We start from the raw sequence: 17,990 nt of genomic DNA, 5'->3' as shown, positions 1-17,990 counted from the left end.
TTTTGATCAACTCACTTAAAATGGCATTACATACTCCAACAGGTGGAAGACATGGCCCTGGTTACTGTGACTGATTCAGCGCGAGATTACCTTGCTCAACTTATCGAAAAACAAGATGTTGAAGGCATGGGGGTTCGCATCTTTGTGACCCAGCCTGGCACCAAGCACGCTGAAACCTGTCTCGCTTATTGTCCGGCCAATGAGATTGTTCCGACGGACGAACAGGTCGACCTGGAGCGGTTTACCTTGTACCTCGATCATAATTCCGTGCCCTTCCTTGAAGAGGCGTTTGTCGATTACTCCGAGGACAAAATGGGCGGTCAACTGACCATCAAGGCGCCCAATGCCAAGGTGCCCAAGATTGATGACGACGCTCCGCTGCCCGATCGTATCCGGTACATCCTCGCCTCGGAGATAAATCCGGGACTGGCATCCCACGGTGGCGAAGTATCGCTGGTAGAGGTAGTAGACGAGTCCGTGGCAGTCCTCAGGTTTGGGGGTGGCTGTCAGGGTTGCAGCGCCGTCAGCCTGACGTTGAAGCAGGGTGTTGAGTCCACGCTGAAAGAGCGAGTACCTGAAATTACCGCTGTGCGCGATGTGACCGATCATTCGGTGAAGGAAAACGCGTACTATCAGTAACCACTGAGTGAGCGAAACGCGACTGTCAGTCCGGCTCTTCCCAACGTGCTGCCTGCAGTCGCTCTTAGTTCCAGCGTACATTGAATCGCAGTCCGTCATGACACTCGCCAACCACATCGGGAGCGTTGGCTTCGGTTAGCCGGTTGCCGAGCGGGGGTACCACCTCGCCGGTTTTTCTGAGGCAACGGCGTCCTGGGTTTCGTGGCACCACGGCCAATGCCACATTTCGTCCATTCAAGCATCATCCGTTGTGTGAGGAATCCTCTGTAGCAGGTATGCTGCAGTGAGTTCCCGGTTTATACGTTTTATTTCTCTGTCCTGAGGTTCTGGTCTTGATCGACGTCGCGCTTTGGTCCGTGCCGTTAATGGCGGCAACCGTGGGTTGGGCGACCAACTGGCTTGCTATCCAGATGTCTTTCCATCCCGTCCACTTCGTCGGTTTTGGCGGCTGGCTGGGTTGGCAGGGAGTTATCCCCCGAAAAGCCGAAAAGATGGCTCATATCTGTATCGATCGCACAATGGCCCAATTTGGAGACCTGAATGCGGTTTACCACAAACTCCAGCCAAAACGCATCGTCGAGCAAGTAGTGTCCCAGGTGAACCCGCGCCTGGACGAATACATTGATGAAGTGATGTATGAGATTCAGCCTGTCCTTTGGGACAACTTGCCAACCTTTCTCCGGCGCAGGATCTATGATTGGGCCCGAGATCAGTTGCCCTCCCGGATTGAATCCCTGGTCGAGGATTTTGGCGACGACTTGTCGGACCTGGTGGACCTGAAGGCGCTGCTGAGCCGTGAGCTGGCGACCCACCCAGATCTGATGAACCGAATTTTCAAGGATGCCGGTCAGGTGGAACTGCGGTCGGTGATCAACAAGGGGGCGTGGATTGGCGGGCTACTTGGGGCTGGTGTCGCACCCCTGTGGCTGCAGTATTCTGAGGCGTGGGTGTTGCCGCTGGCCGGGTTTGGTATTGGATTTGTTACCAATTGGCTGGCCATCAACTTGATATTCCGGCCGCTGGCACCTAGACGATTTCTGTTTTGGCGCATACAAGGATTGTTTTTACGACGTCAACCCGAGATCAGCGCAGTCTGGGCACGTCTGGTGGCACAAGAGTTGATCACCGTGGAGAAAGTGGCCAATGCCATGATCAACGGCGAGCACGGGGACCGCACCCGTGCGATTATCCAGAAACATCTGAGACCCTTGCTTGATAACTCCGTGGTGATGAAGTTGACGGCGCAGGTAACCATCGGTGTAACCGGCTACAGCGATCTAAAAAAAGCAATCAATAACAAAGCCATTTCAGCGACTAATCATGTTTTTTGCGATCCGGCTTTCAATAAAGAGCGCGCACCGGTCGTTGCGGGTGTACTCTCTGAACAGATGCAAGCATTGGGGCCAGCCGAATTTCAGGACATTTTACGGCCGGCGTTTAAAGAGGAAGAATTCAAGCTTATGTTGGTGGGTGGGGTACTGGGCGCCCTGGCTGGCGCGGCCCAGCTTGGCCTCTTTACTTACTGGCCCCACTAAGGAGTGATTATGGCATTTTGGCAGACATTGCTCATACAACTGCTGGCCACCGCTCTAGTGGTAGCAATGGTGCTGGGCGGTTTCTTCCGGTGGGTGCTTAAGCCTTACCTTGATATCAAGGTAAAGGAACTTATGGATGCCGCCGAGCAGCTTGAGCCGCGGGTAACACAGGGTGTCAAAGCGGGTGTCCGCGAAAGCTTGCAAGAACTGCCGGAGCAGTCCGTGCGTGAACCGGCCCGCCAGTTCCTGCGATTTGGCTCGGGTCTGGTTGAAAACGGGCTCAGTAGTTTTCTGGGTGGGTCCGCAGACACCGAGCGGAAGACCACCAGCCACCCTTCATCCGACGCTCATCGCTCGACTGACCGGCGCTGAGTCAAACTGTTCCCGGTCGCGGTTGCTCCAGAGTTCCCTGGCAACCGTAAGGGCATGGTCCTGATCGGCCGCCTGGCCGGACTCATACAGTGCGAGCGCTGCCGTTGAAATCACGGCGGCTTCGCCATAACTATCGTCATGATTACCTTGCCAAACGCCCAACATCTGTTCAGGGCTCAGGGTGTCGGGTTTGACGTGGCGACGGTCAAACATCGCAGGCCAGGTTTCTTCCTCAACGACGCCATCCGTACCTTTTTGCCGTGCGCGGAATACCTTCAGTGCGTTATCCGGGTTGCGTTCGATTTCCCCGCCTTCACCACGGATAACCGCAATTCGCGAATAACCCAGCAGCAAGCCAGCTTGTTGGTGCAACCCCGCGTAGGGCGGATGAAATATGCCCTGAAGCACAACGCGCGCATTCAATGGATTAATCAGACGCGATAGCGAATGCACGGGTGATCGCAAGCCAAGAATAGGGCGCAGGTCAATCATTTCGGCCAATCGGGGGGCCACCACCGCCAGCGGCAGGTAACTCAGGTTGTTCTGACACAGCTGGCGCTCGACCTGCTGCCAGTTGGATGCCGGTGTCAGACCAAATGCAGCCATCACTTCCGTTAAATAGAGTCGTTCCGGTGTATGGCCTTCAGCACCATGAATAAACACCCTTAGCCCGTGCTGGGCCAGCAGCAGCATTGAGAACAAGAACCAGGGTGCGTGTCTGCGTTTACCGGCGTAGGACGACCAATCAATATCAGCCTTGAGGTATGCCGGCGCCTGAGCGCCGGCCCGCACCGCATCAACAAACCCGGCCAGCTCTTCCGGGGTTTCCTCCTTCACCCGCAATAGCATAAGGAAAGCGCCGAGCTGAACCGGTTCTACCGCACCCTCAAGTATCATAGTCATGGCATGACGAGCTTCGGCGCGGCTCAACGACCGGGAGCCGCGCTTACCTTTACCCAGTATGCGGACGTAGGGTGCGAACGGGTGCTCGCCGGATTTAGGTTCGGGAAGCTCGGCGGAAGGTTCGTTCATGGTGTCCACGGTCATTCAAAATGCCTCTCGAATAGAAAGTTGAAACTGTAGGGTCAAAGACAGTTGGTAGGGCGCGGTAACCCGGCAATGCGACACGCGGTTTTTGCTGGTGTCCCGGAAAACAACTGCATGAGATAGATGCTGTTGCCTTTCTCCTCCCCCAACTGCTCTTTAACGGCCTTAACAAACAGCCTGTTTGAGGGTGGCGATATTTCATGTTTTTTATAAAATGAGCGCAATAATCTAATGATTTCCCAGTGCTTTTCGGTCAATTCTACATCGCTTTCAGTGGCAATATCTTGTGCGATGGCGGGCGTCCACTCCGAGGCGTTTTCCAGAAACCCTTCGTTATTACGTTGCGGCGCGGTCATGGTGATCACCAGCTCATAATACGATGGGTTGTTTCGGTTAACGCAACCAGCGTTGCACTGTCTATTGTCTTGGCGCCGGAGGCGGCAACCGCATCCTGTAGCGCCCGGGCTTTCACGTCAGACTCCAGCGCATATGACTTGAGCGGCAAGGTCTCGTTGACACAGGCAAGGCCCAGCACCGCATTTTCAGTAAGGACCAGAACGTCATCAGCAGAAACGGCTGCCAGGCACGCCTCAAACCTTGGATGATCCGGAGATTTGTTTAATAGATGTAAGGTGTACACACCAAATATCCCGCCATGGTTAAAGTGAAATCACATGATCGTATTGCCGGTATAACTCTGGTCTGACCTCAACCAACGACGCGGCAGGCAATAATTGATCCAAAGTGAGCCGATAGTCGGAGGCGGCCTGCTGATCGGCTAACAAATCAGACACACCAAATATGGGTGCGGCCGCAAGATTGCGTTCGCCCGACTTCTGCCCGATATCTTCGGGTAGCTGACCATGACGCAACCAGTTAATGCCGGCACCCCGAAACAGCAATGCCACTGGTTTATCAAAAGCCGCGAGAGAGAACGCCATATCCAGTGACTCCCTGCCAGACCAATCACCGTAGGGCGCGCGATCAATAACAATCAACACATTCATTCGGTCACTCCGCTGGCAGAAAATACAGAACGCGCGATGAGGTTGCGACACTTTCTACCCAATCGCCCAGCCCTGCAATTTCAAAGGGGTCGGCCAGGTTACTGGCAGTGCGCTGGTATCGCTTTTTTTCGCTTTCATTCAGGATGCCCCGACGCAGCGCAGAGGCAATACAGACGGTTGCTGGGGTGCGAGTATCACACAGAAAATCACACCAGGTTTCGGTCCAGTTCACTTCATCGCTGGGTGCTGTAACCAGTGACGAGGCCAGGTAAACACCGTCGCCATACAGAAACACCCGGTCGAGCTTGTGTCCCGCCGCGGTAGCGGCTTTGGCAAAAGCCAATGCAGTCTGGGGCGCCTGACTACTATATGGCGCTCCGGATATGACCAGTGTGTAGGAGAGTGGTGATGTCTGGGTCATGGCAACTCAAACCTTGTAAGAAAAATCTTGTGTCATTGTAACCCAGAAACAAAAAACCCCGGTATGCACCGGGGTTTCTGGGTCTCACGCCGGCAATCAGTCGTCGCCGCTGAAAGCGCCAAGCAGATGGAGCAGGCTTACAAACAGGTTATAGATGCTCAGGTATAACCCGGTGGTGGCCAGGATGTAATTGGTTTCGCCACCGTTTATGATCCGGCTGGTGTCATAAAGGATGAAGCCGGACATCAGCAGCACAATTGCCGCACTGATCGCCAGACTGAAGCCACTGACGGCCACGCCGAACATGCCTGCCACCACAGAGCCGATGGCGGCGATCACAACCACCATCAAACCTGCGAACAGCATGCCACCCATGAAGCTGAAGTCCTTACGGGTGGTCAGTACATAGCCTGACAGCGACAGGAATACCAGAGCCGTACCGCCTAGCGCCTGCATCACTACAGCGCCGCCGTTTGGCATCGCGAGGTAATGGGACATTATGGGGCCAAGTGACAAGCCCAGCAGGCCTGTAAAGGCAAAAACCACCGCGATACCGGCGGAACTGTTAGCGGTTCTGGGCAGAACCAGCCAGACCAGTGCCAAGGCACCCAGGCTGCAGCCCAAGCTGGCCCCGCGGCCCAGGCCGACGGACATTGATACGCCCGCCATCACGGCGCTGAACAGCAGCGTGAGCGCGAGTAGCGAGTAGGTGTTGCGCAAAACCCGCGTGGCGTCAGCACTGATGCCCGCACCTTGCGAGGTTTGTGTGGACGAATACGCTGCCTGGCCTTGGCGGACGCTAAAACGTTTGTCTTCCATCATCATCTCCGGTTGTAACAACACTGAGGATATAAATTTATACCCCTATAGTAATGTCGATTATGGAACTTTCAATCATTTATGACCAAAAGTCATTCCGAAAGGTTCATTTAATTCGATAAATTTTCAGACAAAGCCCCCAGGCGTTGACAGCGCAAGTCATTCCGGTATCATGCGAACCGCTGTCGCAATGACGGCAGGACGATGTGGAAAACGGTGGGTTGGCAGAGTGGCTTAATGCAGCGGTCTTGAAAACCGCCGACGGTTAATAGCCGTCCCGGGGTTCGAATCCCTGACCCACCGCCATTTTCCAACGTGAATTGAAGTCGTAGTTAACGTCTCGCCTTGCAAACGCTTGCCTCTTGTTACTCTCGCTGTCTGTTCCACCCCAGGTTTGGTCTATCCTTAACAATGATGGTATTTTTTATACAGCTTACGTAAGAAGCTGGTGGCGTTATGGATTGTCTCTCCGACGTTAGCTCTGCCACTCAGGCAGGGGCGCACCCTGTGAAAACCTTATCGCAACTCTCCTGTCAGTTTCAGCGCCCGGTCTCGCCAATAGCAGTTACCCATGTCCCTTTGATCAGGGAGTTAAGGGTCCCGCAGTAGATATCAGGGGAGTATGCGTCAGTGGTGTTTTGATAAGCGGCTTTGATCGACGTATTCGAAGCGCGTTCGGCACCGCAGTAGAAACAACTGAAATCCGCTCTGTTGCTGTCTTGGTAATAGACTAAACGACCGATCAGCATCCAGGTTTTCAGAAAGTGTGGAGGCCAACCGCGGCGAAGCAGGATGACATGAGTGCAACGCGCCGGTTTGCTGGCAGTGTTATTTAAAGCGGATTGCTGCCCAGCATTGGGGCGGGAGCTCGTGCAACCCCGTTAACGCTGGGCACGCAATAACCACCCAAACCCCATTAACAGAACGTGTTGCTCTTCTTGGCAGTGCCCGCAGTAAAGAGATGTAAAACTCCCACAAATAACATTCAGGAGAGGTGGGTAATGAAAAGGAATTTTATGGCAATTCTTATGATCTCTATTATGGCTGTCCCAGTCATAGCGTCCGCAAGCGATGCGGAGCTCTTGCTTGATGCGTGCAAACTGGCTACGGGAGACATTAATGGGACGAAAGAGAACCTGGTTGAAGCCGCTGTAGATGTAGGATTTTGCTTTGGCTATATAAGAGGCCTCTCAGACTATTCAACCGGGACGGAGTCAATGACCTCTGAGGAAATCAAACCGTTTCAGTCTTGCAGACCCAGGGGCGTTAATAATAAGCAACTGGCACGGATTGTGGTGAATTTTTTAGAGAGAAATCCTCAACACCTTCATCGTGAGATGACCATGCTGGTGTCAGTCGCTTTGCAAGAGGTGTATCCCTGTCGATAGTCGAGCGCATCAGTCTCACTGACCTCGAGAATGCAATCACATGACAGGGATGGCTAACGCTCAACAGGCAAGTCATTGGAGTGGTCACCGAGGGAATGCATAAGGTGAGGATAGTCTCGGTTACCGGAGTCACTCTCAATTTGAGTGTCCTGATCCAGAGCTCAAACCGAAAGCGGCCGTTGGAACGCTCATCAATAGCAAACGCTGGGATGCCCAGTGTCGGGTGATTTACTGAGGATGTTGAGACGGTCAACAGAAACGCACTCGCTTTCTCGGTGACGCTGGACCCTGTTGGCCGTTCCCGCAATCATGATCCGCATGCTCCTTTTACTCTGTACTGTCTATACAGAATCTGCCATCAAAAAGGCCCCGGCGGTTTTTGACGGATTGCCATCATAGCAATGCCGTTCCCAGTCAATCATGAGCAACCTGCATTCGTCGATCCGTTCAGACCCGGCGCGCTGAACATCGCTGGTTACGTGCGCCAGGGCCAGTTCTGAAACCTCATCTGCGTAGGTTGTGAATTCGCGTGCCCATTCTTTGAAGGTACATCGGAAGCCCTGCGCCGTAACCGAATGATTCATCCGTACCAGCAGCGCAATCAGAAAGTTGCTTGAAGGGATTTCTCCGTTGGGGTCAGGAAACACCATTGCCCCAGGTGGGCCTTGCCCGATACTGGTTAATAGGGCAACGGCTGCATCAGTCAATGGTACACAGTGGGGTTTGCCGGATTCCATACGATCCGCAGGAACAGTCCAGACCTTGTGCGCAAAGTCGATTTCTTGCCATGTAATACCGGGCTTACCGTTTCGCTTATCACCAATGACTTCCATGGTGCGGCTGGCGGTTAATATCAGAAACTCCAAAGCACGGGCAGCAGTGTCGGTGCGTTTCTGAAGGTTCTCCATAAACCCAGGTATGTCATTGGCGGGCATGGCGGAGGGGAGGATCGTTATTCCGATGCTTTCAGGCGACGGGTACATTTCATCCAATTGGCGTTGCCACCCGGTGTGGCTCGTACCGGAACGCACACCTTGGGTAGCGCACCACTCGAGTATGTTTTCTATTTCTTCCCTGACACGGTTGGCTGCGTCGGTTTTCGTTTCCCATATTGGGTCCAGCCCCAACTTGATGTGTGGGAGATCAATCTGAGAGACCGGGAGGGCTCCCAAGTGGGGGATTGCATACGTAGTGAGGCTGACTTGCCATTGCTGCGCTTGACGGGGAGACAGGAATTTTTTTGAATTGCTCTTGATATAGCCGCGCATTGCGTCAGCAAAGGTCACTGAGCCCAACCTGTTGGCGGTATGAGCGCGTCTGGCCGCCTTCCGCTCTTCAAGCGGATCCATACCGGCGTCGATTTTTCGGCGTGTTTGCCTGGCCTTGCGACGAGCCTGAGCCAGAGTAACATCGGGAAAAGCACCCAATCCGATGTTTCGGCGTTTCCCGGCCATGGTGGTTCGGAGTATCCAGGATTTTGCGCCGGTAGGGGTGACCTGCAACAGCAGCCCTGAAATACCACCGACGGGATGCAGGGCGTTGTATGGCTTGCCGCCTTTGCTCACAGAATGGGTCAGGCGTCTAACTTCCGTGGCGTTCAGTTCGCGGACCTTCTTTGGCATGTTTTCGTCTCGTGAAAAAGTTGGAACCTCAGGGCAGAATTCTAGATTTGTTTTTTCTACCTTACTTTCTACCTACTTTCCTACGTTACTACCTACCTATCAAAAATGTAATTTTAAAGATTACAGGAAACGGTTTCAGTCGCCAAATAAAAGGGCTCTTACTGTTGAGGCAATAGGCAATAGGCAATAGGCAATCGGTATATGGTGGGTTAAGGAGGTGTTATTCAACATCTGGGCATCATCGGAGATCGAATGGCCACGCGTATTTGGCGCCTGGTTATCACAAGCACCTGACAATGGGGGGTAAAATAAGGGTGGTGATGCAGGAGGAAACCGTTAAAGGCAGGCTGGTAGCGAAACTGTTAGGCAGAGAGCGCCTGTCGGATACCTTTAACAGCCTCCAGTGCCGCTTCATTGTCACCATGCACACAGAGGCTGTCAGCCGGGAGCTCCAGCCATTCACCGTTTATGCTGTTGACGCCGCCCAGTTGAGCAAAATTCAGCGCCTGGGCTATAACCGCCTTTGGGTCGCTAAGAACAGCGCCAGCCACTGACCTGGGTACCAACCGCCCTCGGTCGTCATAGGCTCGGTCCGCGAAGGCTTCCATTAACAATGGCAGTTCCCGGCTGAGAGCCAGGGCCTGGTGGGCTTTGTAATCACGGGTAACGGGCAGCATTAGCGGCAGACCGGGCTGATACTGGACAACGGCGTCCATAACCGCTTCGAGAATTTCCGAATGACGCATCATGTCGTTGTTGAGCGCACCGTGAGGTTTAACGTAGCTCAGTTGTGTTCCGTGAGCCTGACAGATGGCGGCCAAGGCTCCGAGTTGATACCAGATCAATGCGTGGATTTGGGTGGCGGAGTGAGGAATGGACCGACGGCCAAAACCCTGGATATCATGATACGAGGGATGCGCCCCGATCATGACATCATGCTGCAGGGCCAACCCGACGGTTCGCACCATAATGTCCGGATCGGAGGCGTGAAAGCCGCAGGCAATGTTGGCCATATCAATCAACGGCATCACTTTGTCGTCCTGGCCCATCGTCCAGACTCCATGACTTTCGCCAAGATCGCAGTTCAGTTTCATGACTTGACCCACCCCATGAGCTGCAGTTTCTTCTGTTTTCAGTCTATCAATTGCAGCGCGGGAATACAGTCAATGCTTGCTGTCAGGCCTGGGCTCCGATTTGACGGGCTTGCGCCGCGCGCTTACGCAGTACCTCCGGGTCATTGGTTGGCACTGCCCAACCCTGAAGATTCTGTTCGATCAGGGCAACCAGAGCGTCAATATGACCCGGCGTGGCATTCATGGCCGGTATGTAATTAAACGCTTTGCCGCCGGCCGCCATGAAATAACCACGATTTTCCTCATCGATTTCTTCAATGGTTTCGAGGCAATCCGACGAAAACCCTGGGCAGAACACGTCTATTGATGTAACGCCGCTGGCCGGCAAAGATTTCAGCGTTTCATCGGTGTATGGCTTGAGCCATTCTTCTCGACCAAATCGTGACTGGAAGGTGGTTTGGTACTGGTCAGCGCTTAGGCCAAGCCGTTCGGCCAGCAGTCTTGACGTTTTGTGGCATTCGCAGTGATAAGGATCGCCGCGCAAGAGGTATTTTTTGGGCACGCCATGAAAGGACAGAATCAGTTTGTCCTGACGGCCATGTTCGCGCCAATAGTCTTCAATGTGGCGGGCCATCGCTTCAATGTAGGGGGGGAAATCCGGGTAGTGGCTGATAAACCGGAAGTCGGGCAGCCAGCGCCGGGTGGCGAAGTCCTGCGCGATCGCATCAAACGTTGATGCGGATGTGGAGCCGGAATACTGGGGATAGAGTGGCAATACCAATAACCGGCGAACCCCCTGGCTTTGCAGTTCATTCAACACACTGGTCACGGAAGGGTTGCCGTATCGCATGGCAAACGCCACTACGACATTGTTGCCGTATTTGCTTTGCAGCTGTTTACGAATCGCTTCGCACTGATTTGCGGTATGGGTCAGCAGCGGCGAGCCACTGGACTCCCACACCTTGCTGTAGGCGGCTGCTGAGCGGGAGGGGCGAATCCGCAAGATCACGCCATGAAGAATCAGCCACCAGATCAGCCGGGGAACTTCCACCACCCTCGGGTCCGCCAGGAACTCGCCGAGGTAGCGCCGGAGCGCCGACGGGGTCGGCGCGTCTGGCGTTCCGAGGTTGGTGACCAGAATGCCGAGTTTTTCGGGCTGATCGTGACGGAATTTGTCTTCACCTTTGTAGCGCATAAACAGCTGTCGCCTAACTTGAAAAGTGTATGGAAAATGGCTTTGCCACCGTTACCGGCCTTGTATACGAGCGTGAACCTCGGTGGGATTAAACATTTTGTCCGGGTGTCGAAGACGTTTGCATCTGTTGTTTGTCGTCTGGCTGGGGGGGCCTGGACCGGTCCTTCAGTTTGCACCACGCATGGTAGGTGCTCATAAAAACCTCTCCGCTCAGGGCATTGAGAAACCTGCTTTTTTCCAGTTTGTCCATGACCGGGCCCTTGACCTCAGAAAGGTGCAGGCGCACGCCGGAGTCACGAAGACGACCGTTAATTGCCTCCAGGGTTTCGAGCGCGGAGGCGTCAATATAATTGACGGCCGGACACATTAATACGAAATCCCGCAACTGTGGCTGTTCAACTATCAGCGTGTAAACCCGGTCTTCCAAATACCGCGCATTCGCAAAATAGAGGCTTTCATCCACCCGCAGGATCATGACATACGGGCTGGTCTCGGTTTCATAGCGCTGGATGTTCCGGAAGTGTTCAGTGCCGGCGATTCGGCCGACCAGTGCACTGTGGGGCCGGCTGGTGCGCCAAAGGTACAGCATCAGCGACAATGTGACGCCGGTCAGTATGCCGGTCGTGACGCCCAGAAACAGCGTGATGATCAGGGTGGCAACCAACGCAGCCCCATCGTGGCGGGAGTATTCCCATGTCTCCCTGATCGCTCGTAGGTCCACCAGCGTTAGCACCGCAATAATGATGGTGGCCGCCAACACGGCGTTGGGAAGGTAATAGAAAACCGAGGAGAAGAATAACGTGATGACGCCAATGAAAACGCCGGTCATGGCACCGGCCGCGGGCGTTTTTGCATCGGCGTCATAGTTGATGATTGAGCGCGAAAACCCCCCGGCAACGGCAAAGCCTCCGGACAGGGCAGAGGCAATATTGGCGGCGCCCAGCCCTAATAATTCCTGGTCCGGGCGAATGCGCTCATTGCGCCGCGCCGCCAATTTGTGGGCCAGGGAAACCGATTCCACAAACGTAACGATACTGATCAGCAGGGCAGGTAACAGCAACTGCTCGATCAGCGCCAGAGAGCCGCCGGGCACGCCAAAAGCGGGCAATCCCCTTGGCACGTTGCCTACAATAGACACACCGTGTTGATCGAGTGACAGCGTTGCGACAATGGCCGTTGCGATCACAACGGCGATCAAGGGCCCCGCCCTGACGACAATGCCTGTTACCCGACCATCGAAACTGAGGCGAGACAGCCCCGCTGCCAGGTAGTGGCGAACGCCGTATAGAAAAACCAGGGCTGGCAGGCCAATCATCAGAGTCGGACCGTGGGTTTCCGTGATGGTTCGCCATAAACCGAGCCCCAGTGCCATCAGGTTGTCGCCCGAGATCCTGACGCCCAATACATGCTGAAGCTGACTTGTTGCGATTAATAGGCCAGACGCGGTGATGAACCCGGAGATGACTGGATGACTGATGAAATTAGACAGAAAACCAAGCCGCAACAACCCCATGGCGAACAGAATAACGCCGGAAAGCAATGCCAGGGTAATGGAGGCGCTGATGTAGCCGGCCGATCCCGCTTGGGCTACTTCGCCCACAGCGGCTGCACTCATCAGTGAAATGAGGGCAACAGGACCGATCGCAAGAGTATTGCCGGTACCAAACAGAGTGTAAGCAATGGCCGGCAAAATGCTGGCATAAAGCCCGGCTTGTGGCGGCAGTCCAGCCAGCAGCGCGAATGCAAGCGACTGCGGGATTACCATTGCAGTAACAATAATCGCAGCGACGGCGTCGCTTGCAAACAGGCGCCGATTATAGCGGCCTAACCAGCCGATTAGCGGGAAATAGCCACGAAGGCGCCGGGCCATGAACTATTTCGCTTTTGCGGCTTGTTCAGCCAGCCTGGGTCGTAGCGGGGCGAGGTCGTAGCCGGCCTCCCGGGCTCGGTTGATCAGCGGATCGGCGGGAATAAACCGGGCGTTACTCAGGGCCCAGAGTACGGTGCAGCGCAACCCGGACCGACAAAATGCCAGTATCGGCTTGTCGGCGTTCTCGAGCATGGGGACGAAGTCGTCCACATCGCTGTCGAGAATGTTGCCGGACTGCACCGGTAAATACACCCAGCTCAGACCGTGCTCTTTGGCTGCCGCCTCTATATCGGCCATGGCTGGCTGACCCATTTCTTCTCTGTCCGGCCGATTGGCGACCAAGGTTTTGAAGCCAAGACTCGCGGCTGTGCCTACGTCGTCGACCGTGATTTGCGCCGATACTGAAAGGTTGTCGTCGAGCTTCTTAATGTTCATTGTCGTACGTCTCCAGGCGTTCTTGGTTCTAAAATAAATTCAGGGGTATTTTCAGGTAGCGTTGGCCGTTGTCCTCAGGGGGTGGCAAATGGCCGGCACGCATATTGACCTGCACAGAGGGCAAGAGGAGGTTCGGCATTTTCAGTGTGGCGTCGCGCTCAGTCCGCATTCTGACAAACTCTTCTTCGCTTACGCCCTGGTGTATGTGCACATTGAACTGGCGTTGATCTGCGATGGTGGTCTCGTACTGAAAATGCTCACGGTCCGGTGTCCCATAATCATGGCAAAGGAACACTCGGGTGGTGGGCGGCAAGGCCATCAGCTTCTGGATCGAACGGTACAGCGCCCGGGCATCGCCCCCTGGAAAGTCGCAGCGGGCGGTGCCGTAATCCGGCATGAACAGAGTATCACCGACAAACGCCGCATCACCAATAAGGTACGTCAGACAGGCCGGTGTATGGCCGGGCGTATGCATGACGCGACAAATCAAGTGGCCAATATTCAACATACTGCCATCCGTGAACAGCCGGTCAAACTGGCGTCCATCCCGGGCAAACTCCGAGCCTACATTAAACACCTTCCCGAACGTTTCCTGAACGATACGAATATTAGCGCCTATGCCTGTTTTACCGCCAAGCCGGGAATGGAGATACGGTGCTGCCGATAAATGATCCGCATGGACATGGGTTTCCAATATCCATTCAACCGTCAGTGCTTCCTGGCGGATATAGTCGATGAGGGTGTCAGCCAGTTCGGTGCCGGTTTTGCCGGATGCCGCATCATAATTGAGCACCGAATCGATCACGGCGCAAGACTTGGACTCCGGGTCTCTGACCACGTAGCTGTAGGTATTGGTGTCTTTATCAAAAAAAGCAATGACGATGGGGTCTATGGACATTTTTTCCTCCTCAGCCCCGGATTCGGGATCGTTCGATGAACTCAAACAGTGCCATACCCGCGACCATGGCGATAAAAAATATGAAGGCCTTGGATTCGCCCGCGCCCAGCGCCACCAGGCTCGGGCCGGGGCAAAACCCCGCCAGCCCCCAGCCAACGCCGAATAACAGGCTGCCAACGATAAGACGTTTATCAATCGAGCGACTGGCCGGCAGCTTGATGTCGTTGCCCAACAACGATTTAGTGCGTTTTGCCGCCATGGAAAAGGCCACCATGCCGACAGCAATGGCACCGATCATAACCAGTGCCAGTGAGGGGTCCCATGGCCCCGCAATATCCAGGAAACCAAGTACTTTGGCAGGGTTCGCCATGCCAGACAGCAATAAACCGACACCAAAAACCAATCCGACCAGCAACGCTGTAATGGCATTTTTCATGATTAATTCCCTCCCAGCAGATGCCGCACCAGGAAAACTGTCAGAAATCCTGCCAACATAAAACTCACTGTAGCGACCAGAGAGCGTGGCGATAACCGTGATAAGCCACACACACCATGACCACTGGTGCAACCGGAGCCATAGCGAGTACCGATACCGACCAGCAGACCCGCAATGATAATCACCGGCGCCCCGGCTTCGATCTCAATCGCAGGTAGGGTATTGAACGCCAGCCAGACCACAGGCGCACCGATTAAGCCGGCTAGAAACATCAGCCGCCAGACCACGTCCGATTTATGAGGGTTAAAGAGCCCGCCAAGAATGCCACTGATACCTGCAATCCGACCGCTTAGCAGGATAAAGGCAGCGGCTGACAATCCGATCAAAACTCCGCCAATAAGCGAGGCCCAGGGGGTAAACGCAGACCAGTCGATGGAAATCATTGGTTTTCTCCGGAGTTACAGAACATGACATAAAGCTGTTGCAGCATGGTTAATACATTGGGGTCGGAAATCCGGTAAAACACACTCTTGCCGACTTTTCTTGGCGCGATCAAACCATCGCGACGAAGCACCCCCAGGTGTTGTGACAGTGACGGTTGCTGTATGTCCGTTAATTTTTCCAGCTCACTGACGCCGAGTTCACCCTGGCTTAATTGGCACAACAGCAGCAGCCGGCCCTGATGTGACAGCGATTTCAGGAACTGGCTGGCACGTTCGGCGGAGGCCTGCATTTGTAAGTAATCGATCTCGTTAGGGGTCATCGCGTCAACAATTGTTATTTAAGTATAACGTATATTAATAGGGGGCACGGCAAGAGGCAAGAGGCACAGTGGCTAATATGAGCCCGTTGGCCAAGGACTGTGGTATCGGAGTTGCGGGCAAAAAAAGCCCGGCACTGATGGCCGGGCAGAGGCGTGCGAGTAGTATCCATGAAAGACTTCCAGACAAACCGGCGTCAGCAGGGACACCGGTATTTCAAGTATTGACTATATTTTAAACACTTCAAGTTTTTGATCCTTCACTTTCATCACTTTTTTTCATATTGGCGTCGTGTTTATAGCGGTGGGCAAACCTGGTACTGGTCTCCTCCAAGCAACAGCGCGCAAAGCACTGAAATCCAGTGGCTCCTGTAATACAATAAACATTATATACAGGCGTTGGTTCCGAACGCTTGTCCGTCAGTTTAATAGAGGTGCATTTATGTCAGACCAGAACGACAAAAAGCCGGAACAAGATGTTCAATTGGCTGGTAAAATCAAGGATTCCGCTCGCCAGATTTGGCTTGCGGGTCTGGGTGCGTATACCAAGGCCGAGGAAGATGCTGGTCGGTTTTTTGAGCGTCTGGTCCATGAAGGGGAAGAACTCGAAAACAAGACCCGCGGTGTGGTGGGCAAACACGTCAAATCCGTTGAGACACGGGTTGAAGATGTAAGGGATCGGGCGACTGGGACCTGGGACAAGCTCGAGAGCCTTTTCGACGAACGGGTGTCAGGTGCACTCCGCCGTTTAGGCATTCATCGCCGTGAGGAAATTCAGGCACTGGAGGATCGCATTGCCGTTCTGGAGAGCGAACTCAAACGTTTGCAGGGGAGTGCGACTAAAAAAGCGACACCGCCCAAAAGCCGGGCCAAGACGTCTAAAGGCTAGTCCCCGCTAAAGGTAATCCTCGCTCATGGCTTGCACCTGCTGACGCTCCTCGTCCCGCATATACGGCGCCAGCAGCTGCATCATCTGAAACACGCCACGCCCTGGGTCTACTGAGTCCCGATCGTCCAGGTGTGAAAGGCTATCAAAACTAACCCAGTAGCAGAGTGTCAGCGTCAACTGCTCACACAGCGCATCGAGTTCGCGGGCGGACAGAATCATGATGTCCTGGTTTTGAAGGCTGTTGCAAATGATCCGAAAAGCCCGCTCTTTTTTCTTCAATAGCTTTCGAAAACGCCCTTGCAGGGTCTCATACCGCGATAACACGTTGACCAGATCCTGATAAAGAAAGCGATAGCGTGCGACCGCTTCAAATAGCAAGTGCAGAAAGAACGCCTGCTGGTCGAGACTGATTTCAGCGTCTTCAGGTACGTTTAATAAATCGATTAACTCGGCCTCGTAACCTTCAAACAACTCGCCAACGATGTCGCCTTTACTTTTAAAGTGGTAATAAAGATTACCTGGGCTGATATCGAGCTCGTCGGATATCAGCAGCGTCGTTACGTTGGGTTCACCCACCGAGTTGAACAGGGCGAGAGAGGTTGTGAGAATACGGTCGCGGGTTTTAACTTTCATGGACGCATCCTGCGTGGCCGTGACTTCAAAGGTCGAACTCTGTCCAGATAGGGCAATGATCGGACGGGCGCTCCATGGCCCGGATTTCATAGGAAATTCCTGCCGCAGTGGCTTTCGGTAATAGAGCATCGCTGGCCATGATCAGATCAATGCGTAAGCCGCGCCTGGGTTCCCGCTCAAAGCCCCGGCTTCGATAGTCAAACCAGCTGAATGTGCAGGCTTCATCCGGGTGGAGGCTTCGGAACACATCGGTCAGGCCCCGACTTTCTACTTGCGCAAGCCATTCACGTTCTTCCGGAAGGAAGCTGCATTTACCGGTTCTAAGCCAACGTTTGGCGTTGTCTGCACCGATGCCAATATCCTTGTCGGTTGGCGAGATATTCATGTCGCCCATCACAACGATATTTGAGTTCTGCGCCTGAAGCTGGTCAATGTAGGTCATCAGATCGGCATAAAATTTTTGTTTGGCCGGAAACTTCACCGGGTGATCACGGTTCTCGCCCTGGGGAAAATAGCCATTAATAATGGTTAGCCGTTGTCCGTTGACCGTAAAATGACCGGTTATCAGTCGCTTCTGGGCGTCATCGTCATCCCAGGGAAAGCCTTTTTGAGTCGAGTCTGGCGCCAGTTTGGATAGGAGCGCGACACCGTAATGGGTTTTCTGGCCATGAAATTGTACGCGGTATCCCATTTGCTCAATTGCCTCAACGGGAAAATCCGCATCGGGCACTTTTGTCTCTTGCAAACCAATAAAATCAGGCCGGTAAGTTTTAACAACGGCTTCTAATTGATGGAGGCGGGTACGAATGCTATTGACGTTAAAGGAGACAAACATCATGGGTGCGAACTCGGACTGTTTTTGGTAATTAGCAGAAAAGTCTATCACAATTTTGTGCTGACCTATGGCGTTGCCTCACAGCTAGACACTTGCGCAGCGGATGACATGAAACA

22 protein-coding genes and 1 tRNA gene are annotated in these 17,990 nt (G+C 53.9%); 6 read left to right on the top strand and 17 right to left on the bottom strand.

What is annotated here, in order from left to right; genetic code table 11:
- The first annotated feature begins 51 nt into the window (after positions 1 to 51).
- The 3 genes from nfuA to GRX64_RS13870 all read left to right on the top strand — a co-directional run bounded on the left by nfuA (position 52) and on the right by GRX64_RS13870 (position 2,546).
- On the top strand, positions 52 to 639 hold the full coding sequence (nfuA, locus tag GRX64_RS13880) for a Fe-S biogenesis protein NfuA (RefSeq protein ID WP_166268264.1): 588 nt from the start codon (positions 52 to 54) through the stop codon (positions 637 to 639).
- A gap of 332 nt (positions 640 to 971) precedes the next feature.
- Positions 972 to 2,174, top strand: coding sequence for a DUF445 domain-containing protein (locus GRX64_RS13875; protein WP_207308811.1), 1,203 nt, complete (start codon positions 972 to 974; stop codon positions 2,172 to 2,174).
- A gap of 9 nt (positions 2,175 to 2,183) precedes the next feature.
- On the top strand, positions 2,184 to 2,546 hold the full coding sequence (locus GRX64_RS13870; protein ID WP_166268262.1) for a hypothetical protein: 363 nt from the start codon (positions 2,184 to 2,186) through the stop codon (positions 2,544 to 2,546).
- On the opposite strand, the gene GRX64_RS13865 is transcribed toward GRX64_RS13870, so the two are convergent.
- The 6 genes from GRX64_RS13865 to GRX64_RS13840 all read right to left on the bottom strand — a co-directional run bounded on the left by GRX64_RS13865 (position 2,511) and on the right by GRX64_RS13840 (position 5,840).
- Positions 2,511 to 3,593, bottom strand: a complete 1,083-nt coding sequence (locus GRX64_RS13865; RefSeq protein ID WP_166268260.1) for a glycosyl transferase family protein — start codon at positions 3,591 to 3,593, stop codon at positions 2,511 to 2,513. The genes GRX64_RS13870 and GRX64_RS13865 overlap by 36 nt on opposite strands.
- Positions 3,594 to 3,631: 38 nt before the next feature.
- A complete protein-coding gene (locus GRX64_RS13860; protein ID WP_166268258.1) occupies positions 3,632 to 3,949 on the bottom strand; it encodes a TusE/DsrC/DsvC family sulfur relay protein in 318 nt (105 codons plus the stop codon).
- Between the two features lie 5 nt (positions 3,950 to 3,954).
- Positions 3,955 to 4,233 (bottom strand): sulfurtransferase complex subunit TusB, encoded by a 279-nt coding sequence (gene tusB, locus GRX64_RS13855; RefSeq protein WP_166268256.1) that lies wholly within the window; start codon positions 4,231 to 4,233, stop codon positions 3,955 to 3,957.
- Between the two features lie 19 nt (positions 4,234 to 4,252).
- Positions 4,253 to 4,600 (bottom strand): DsrE family protein, encoded by a 348-nt coding sequence (locus tag GRX64_RS13850; RefSeq protein ID WP_166268254.1) that lies wholly within the window; start codon positions 4,598 to 4,600, stop codon positions 4,253 to 4,255.
- 4 nt (positions 4,601 to 4,604) lie between these two features.
- Positions 4,605 to 5,021, bottom strand: coding sequence for a sulfurtransferase complex subunit TusD (gene tusD, locus GRX64_RS13845; protein ID WP_166268252.1), 417 nt, complete (start codon positions 5,019 to 5,021; stop codon positions 4,605 to 4,607).
- A gap of 96 nt (positions 5,022 to 5,117) precedes the next feature.
- Positions 5,118 to 5,840 carry a Bax inhibitor-1/YccA family protein gene (locus GRX64_RS13840; RefSeq protein ID WP_166268250.1) on the bottom strand — a complete coding sequence of 241 codons (723 nt, stop codon included), beginning with the start codon at positions 5,838 to 5,840 and terminating at the stop codon, positions 5,118 to 5,120.
- Positions 5,841 to 6,055: 215 nt separating this feature from the next.
- Between GRX64_RS13840 and GRX64_RS13835 the strand changes: the two genes are divergently transcribed.
- Both GRX64_RS13835 and GRX64_RS19795 read left to right on the top strand, forming a co-directional pair.
- Positions 6,056 to 6,146 (top strand) — tRNA-Ser (locus GRX64_RS13835).
- Between the two features lie 695 nt (positions 6,147 to 6,841).
- A complete protein-coding gene (locus GRX64_RS19795) occupies positions 6,842 to 7,228 on the top strand; it encodes a Rap1a/Tai family immunity protein (protein WP_427901662.1) in 387 nt (128 codons plus the stop codon).
- 341 nt (positions 7,229 to 7,569) lie between these two features.
- Here GRX64_RS19795 and GRX64_RS13830 read toward each other — a convergent pair whose 3' ends face one another.
- From GRX64_RS13830 to GRX64_RS13790, 9 genes are all read right to left on the bottom strand, one after another.
- Positions 7,570 to 8,850, bottom strand: coding sequence for a tyrosine-type recombinase/integrase (locus tag GRX64_RS13830; RefSeq protein ID WP_166268248.1), 1,281 nt, complete (start codon positions 8,848 to 8,850; stop codon positions 7,570 to 7,572).
- Positions 8,851 to 9,212: 362 nt separating this feature from the next.
- Positions 9,213 to 9,944 (bottom strand): 5-oxoprolinase subunit PxpA, encoded by a 732-nt coding sequence (locus GRX64_RS13825; RefSeq protein ID WP_166268246.1) that lies wholly within the window; start codon positions 9,942 to 9,944, stop codon positions 9,213 to 9,215.
- A gap of 82 nt (positions 9,945 to 10,026) precedes the next feature.
- On the bottom strand, positions 10,027 to 11,118 hold the full coding sequence (gene hemH, locus GRX64_RS13820; protein WP_166268244.1) for a ferrochelatase: 1,092 nt from the start codon (positions 11,116 to 11,118) through the stop codon (positions 10,027 to 10,029).
- A gap of 88 nt (positions 11,119 to 11,206) precedes the next feature.
- A complete protein-coding gene (locus GRX64_RS13815) occupies positions 11,207 to 12,988 on the bottom strand; it encodes a SulP family inorganic anion transporter (RefSeq protein WP_166268242.1) in 1,782 nt (593 codons plus the stop codon).
- 3 nt (positions 12,989 to 12,991) lie between these two features.
- A complete protein-coding gene (locus GRX64_RS13810; RefSeq protein ID WP_166268240.1) occupies positions 12,992 to 13,423 on the bottom strand; it encodes a protein tyrosine phosphatase family protein in 432 nt (143 codons plus the stop codon).
- Positions 13,424 to 13,451: 28 nt separating this feature from the next.
- Positions 13,452 to 14,321 carry an MBL fold metallo-hydrolase gene (locus GRX64_RS13805; protein ID WP_166268238.1) on the bottom strand — a complete coding sequence of 290 codons (870 nt, stop codon included), beginning with the start codon at positions 14,319 to 14,321 and terminating at the stop codon, positions 13,452 to 13,454.
- A gap of 10 nt (positions 14,322 to 14,331) precedes the next feature.
- Complete coding sequence (locus tag GRX64_RS13800) at positions 14,332 to 14,757, bottom strand: YeeE/YedE family protein (protein WP_166268236.1); 426 nt, start codon at positions 14,755 to 14,757, stop codon at positions 14,332 to 14,334.
- Positions 14,758 to 14,759: 2 nt separating this feature from the next.
- Positions 14,760 to 15,200 carry a YeeE/YedE family protein gene (locus GRX64_RS13795; protein ID WP_166268235.1) on the bottom strand — a complete coding sequence of 147 codons (441 nt, stop codon included), beginning with the start codon at positions 15,198 to 15,200 and terminating at the stop codon, positions 14,760 to 14,762.
- Positions 15,197 to 15,520, bottom strand: coding sequence for an ArsR/SmtB family transcription factor (locus GRX64_RS13790; RefSeq protein WP_166268233.1), 324 nt, complete (start codon positions 15,518 to 15,520; stop codon positions 15,197 to 15,199). Before GRX64_RS13790 ends, GRX64_RS13795 begins: the two co-directional genes overlap by 4 nt.
- A gap of 439 nt (positions 15,521 to 15,959) precedes the next feature.
- Between GRX64_RS13790 and GRX64_RS13785 the strand changes: the two genes are divergently transcribed.
- On the top strand, positions 15,960 to 16,406 hold the full coding sequence (locus GRX64_RS13785) for a phasin family protein (protein WP_166268231.1): 447 nt from the start codon (positions 15,960 to 15,962) through the stop codon (positions 16,404 to 16,406).
- A gap of 6 nt (positions 16,407 to 16,412) precedes the next feature.
- On the opposite strand, the gene GRX64_RS13780 is transcribed toward GRX64_RS13785, so the two are convergent.
- Together GRX64_RS13780 and xthA are read right to left on the bottom strand one after the other, a co-directional pair.
- Positions 16,413 to 17,039 carry a TetR/AcrR family transcriptional regulator gene (locus GRX64_RS13780; RefSeq protein ID WP_166268229.1) on the bottom strand — a complete coding sequence of 209 codons (627 nt, stop codon included), beginning with the start codon at positions 17,037 to 17,039 and terminating at the stop codon, positions 16,413 to 16,415.
- Positions 17,040 to 17,064: 25 nt separating this feature from the next.
- Complete coding sequence (gene xthA, locus GRX64_RS13775) at positions 17,065 to 17,877, bottom strand: exodeoxyribonuclease III (RefSeq protein ID WP_166268227.1); 813 nt, start codon at positions 17,875 to 17,877, stop codon at positions 17,065 to 17,067.
- Positions 17,878 to 17,990 lie beyond the last annotated feature (113 nt).

It is taken from the genome of Marinobacter caseinilyticus (assembly GCF_011074955.1).
Taxonomy (GTDB): Bacteria; Pseudomonadota; Gammaproteobacteria; order Pseudomonadales; family Oleiphilaceae; genus Marinobacter; species Marinobacter caseinilyticus.
The sequence above is the reverse complement of the archived record's forward strand: the minus strand, read 5'-3'. Positions and strand labels throughout refer to the sequence as shown.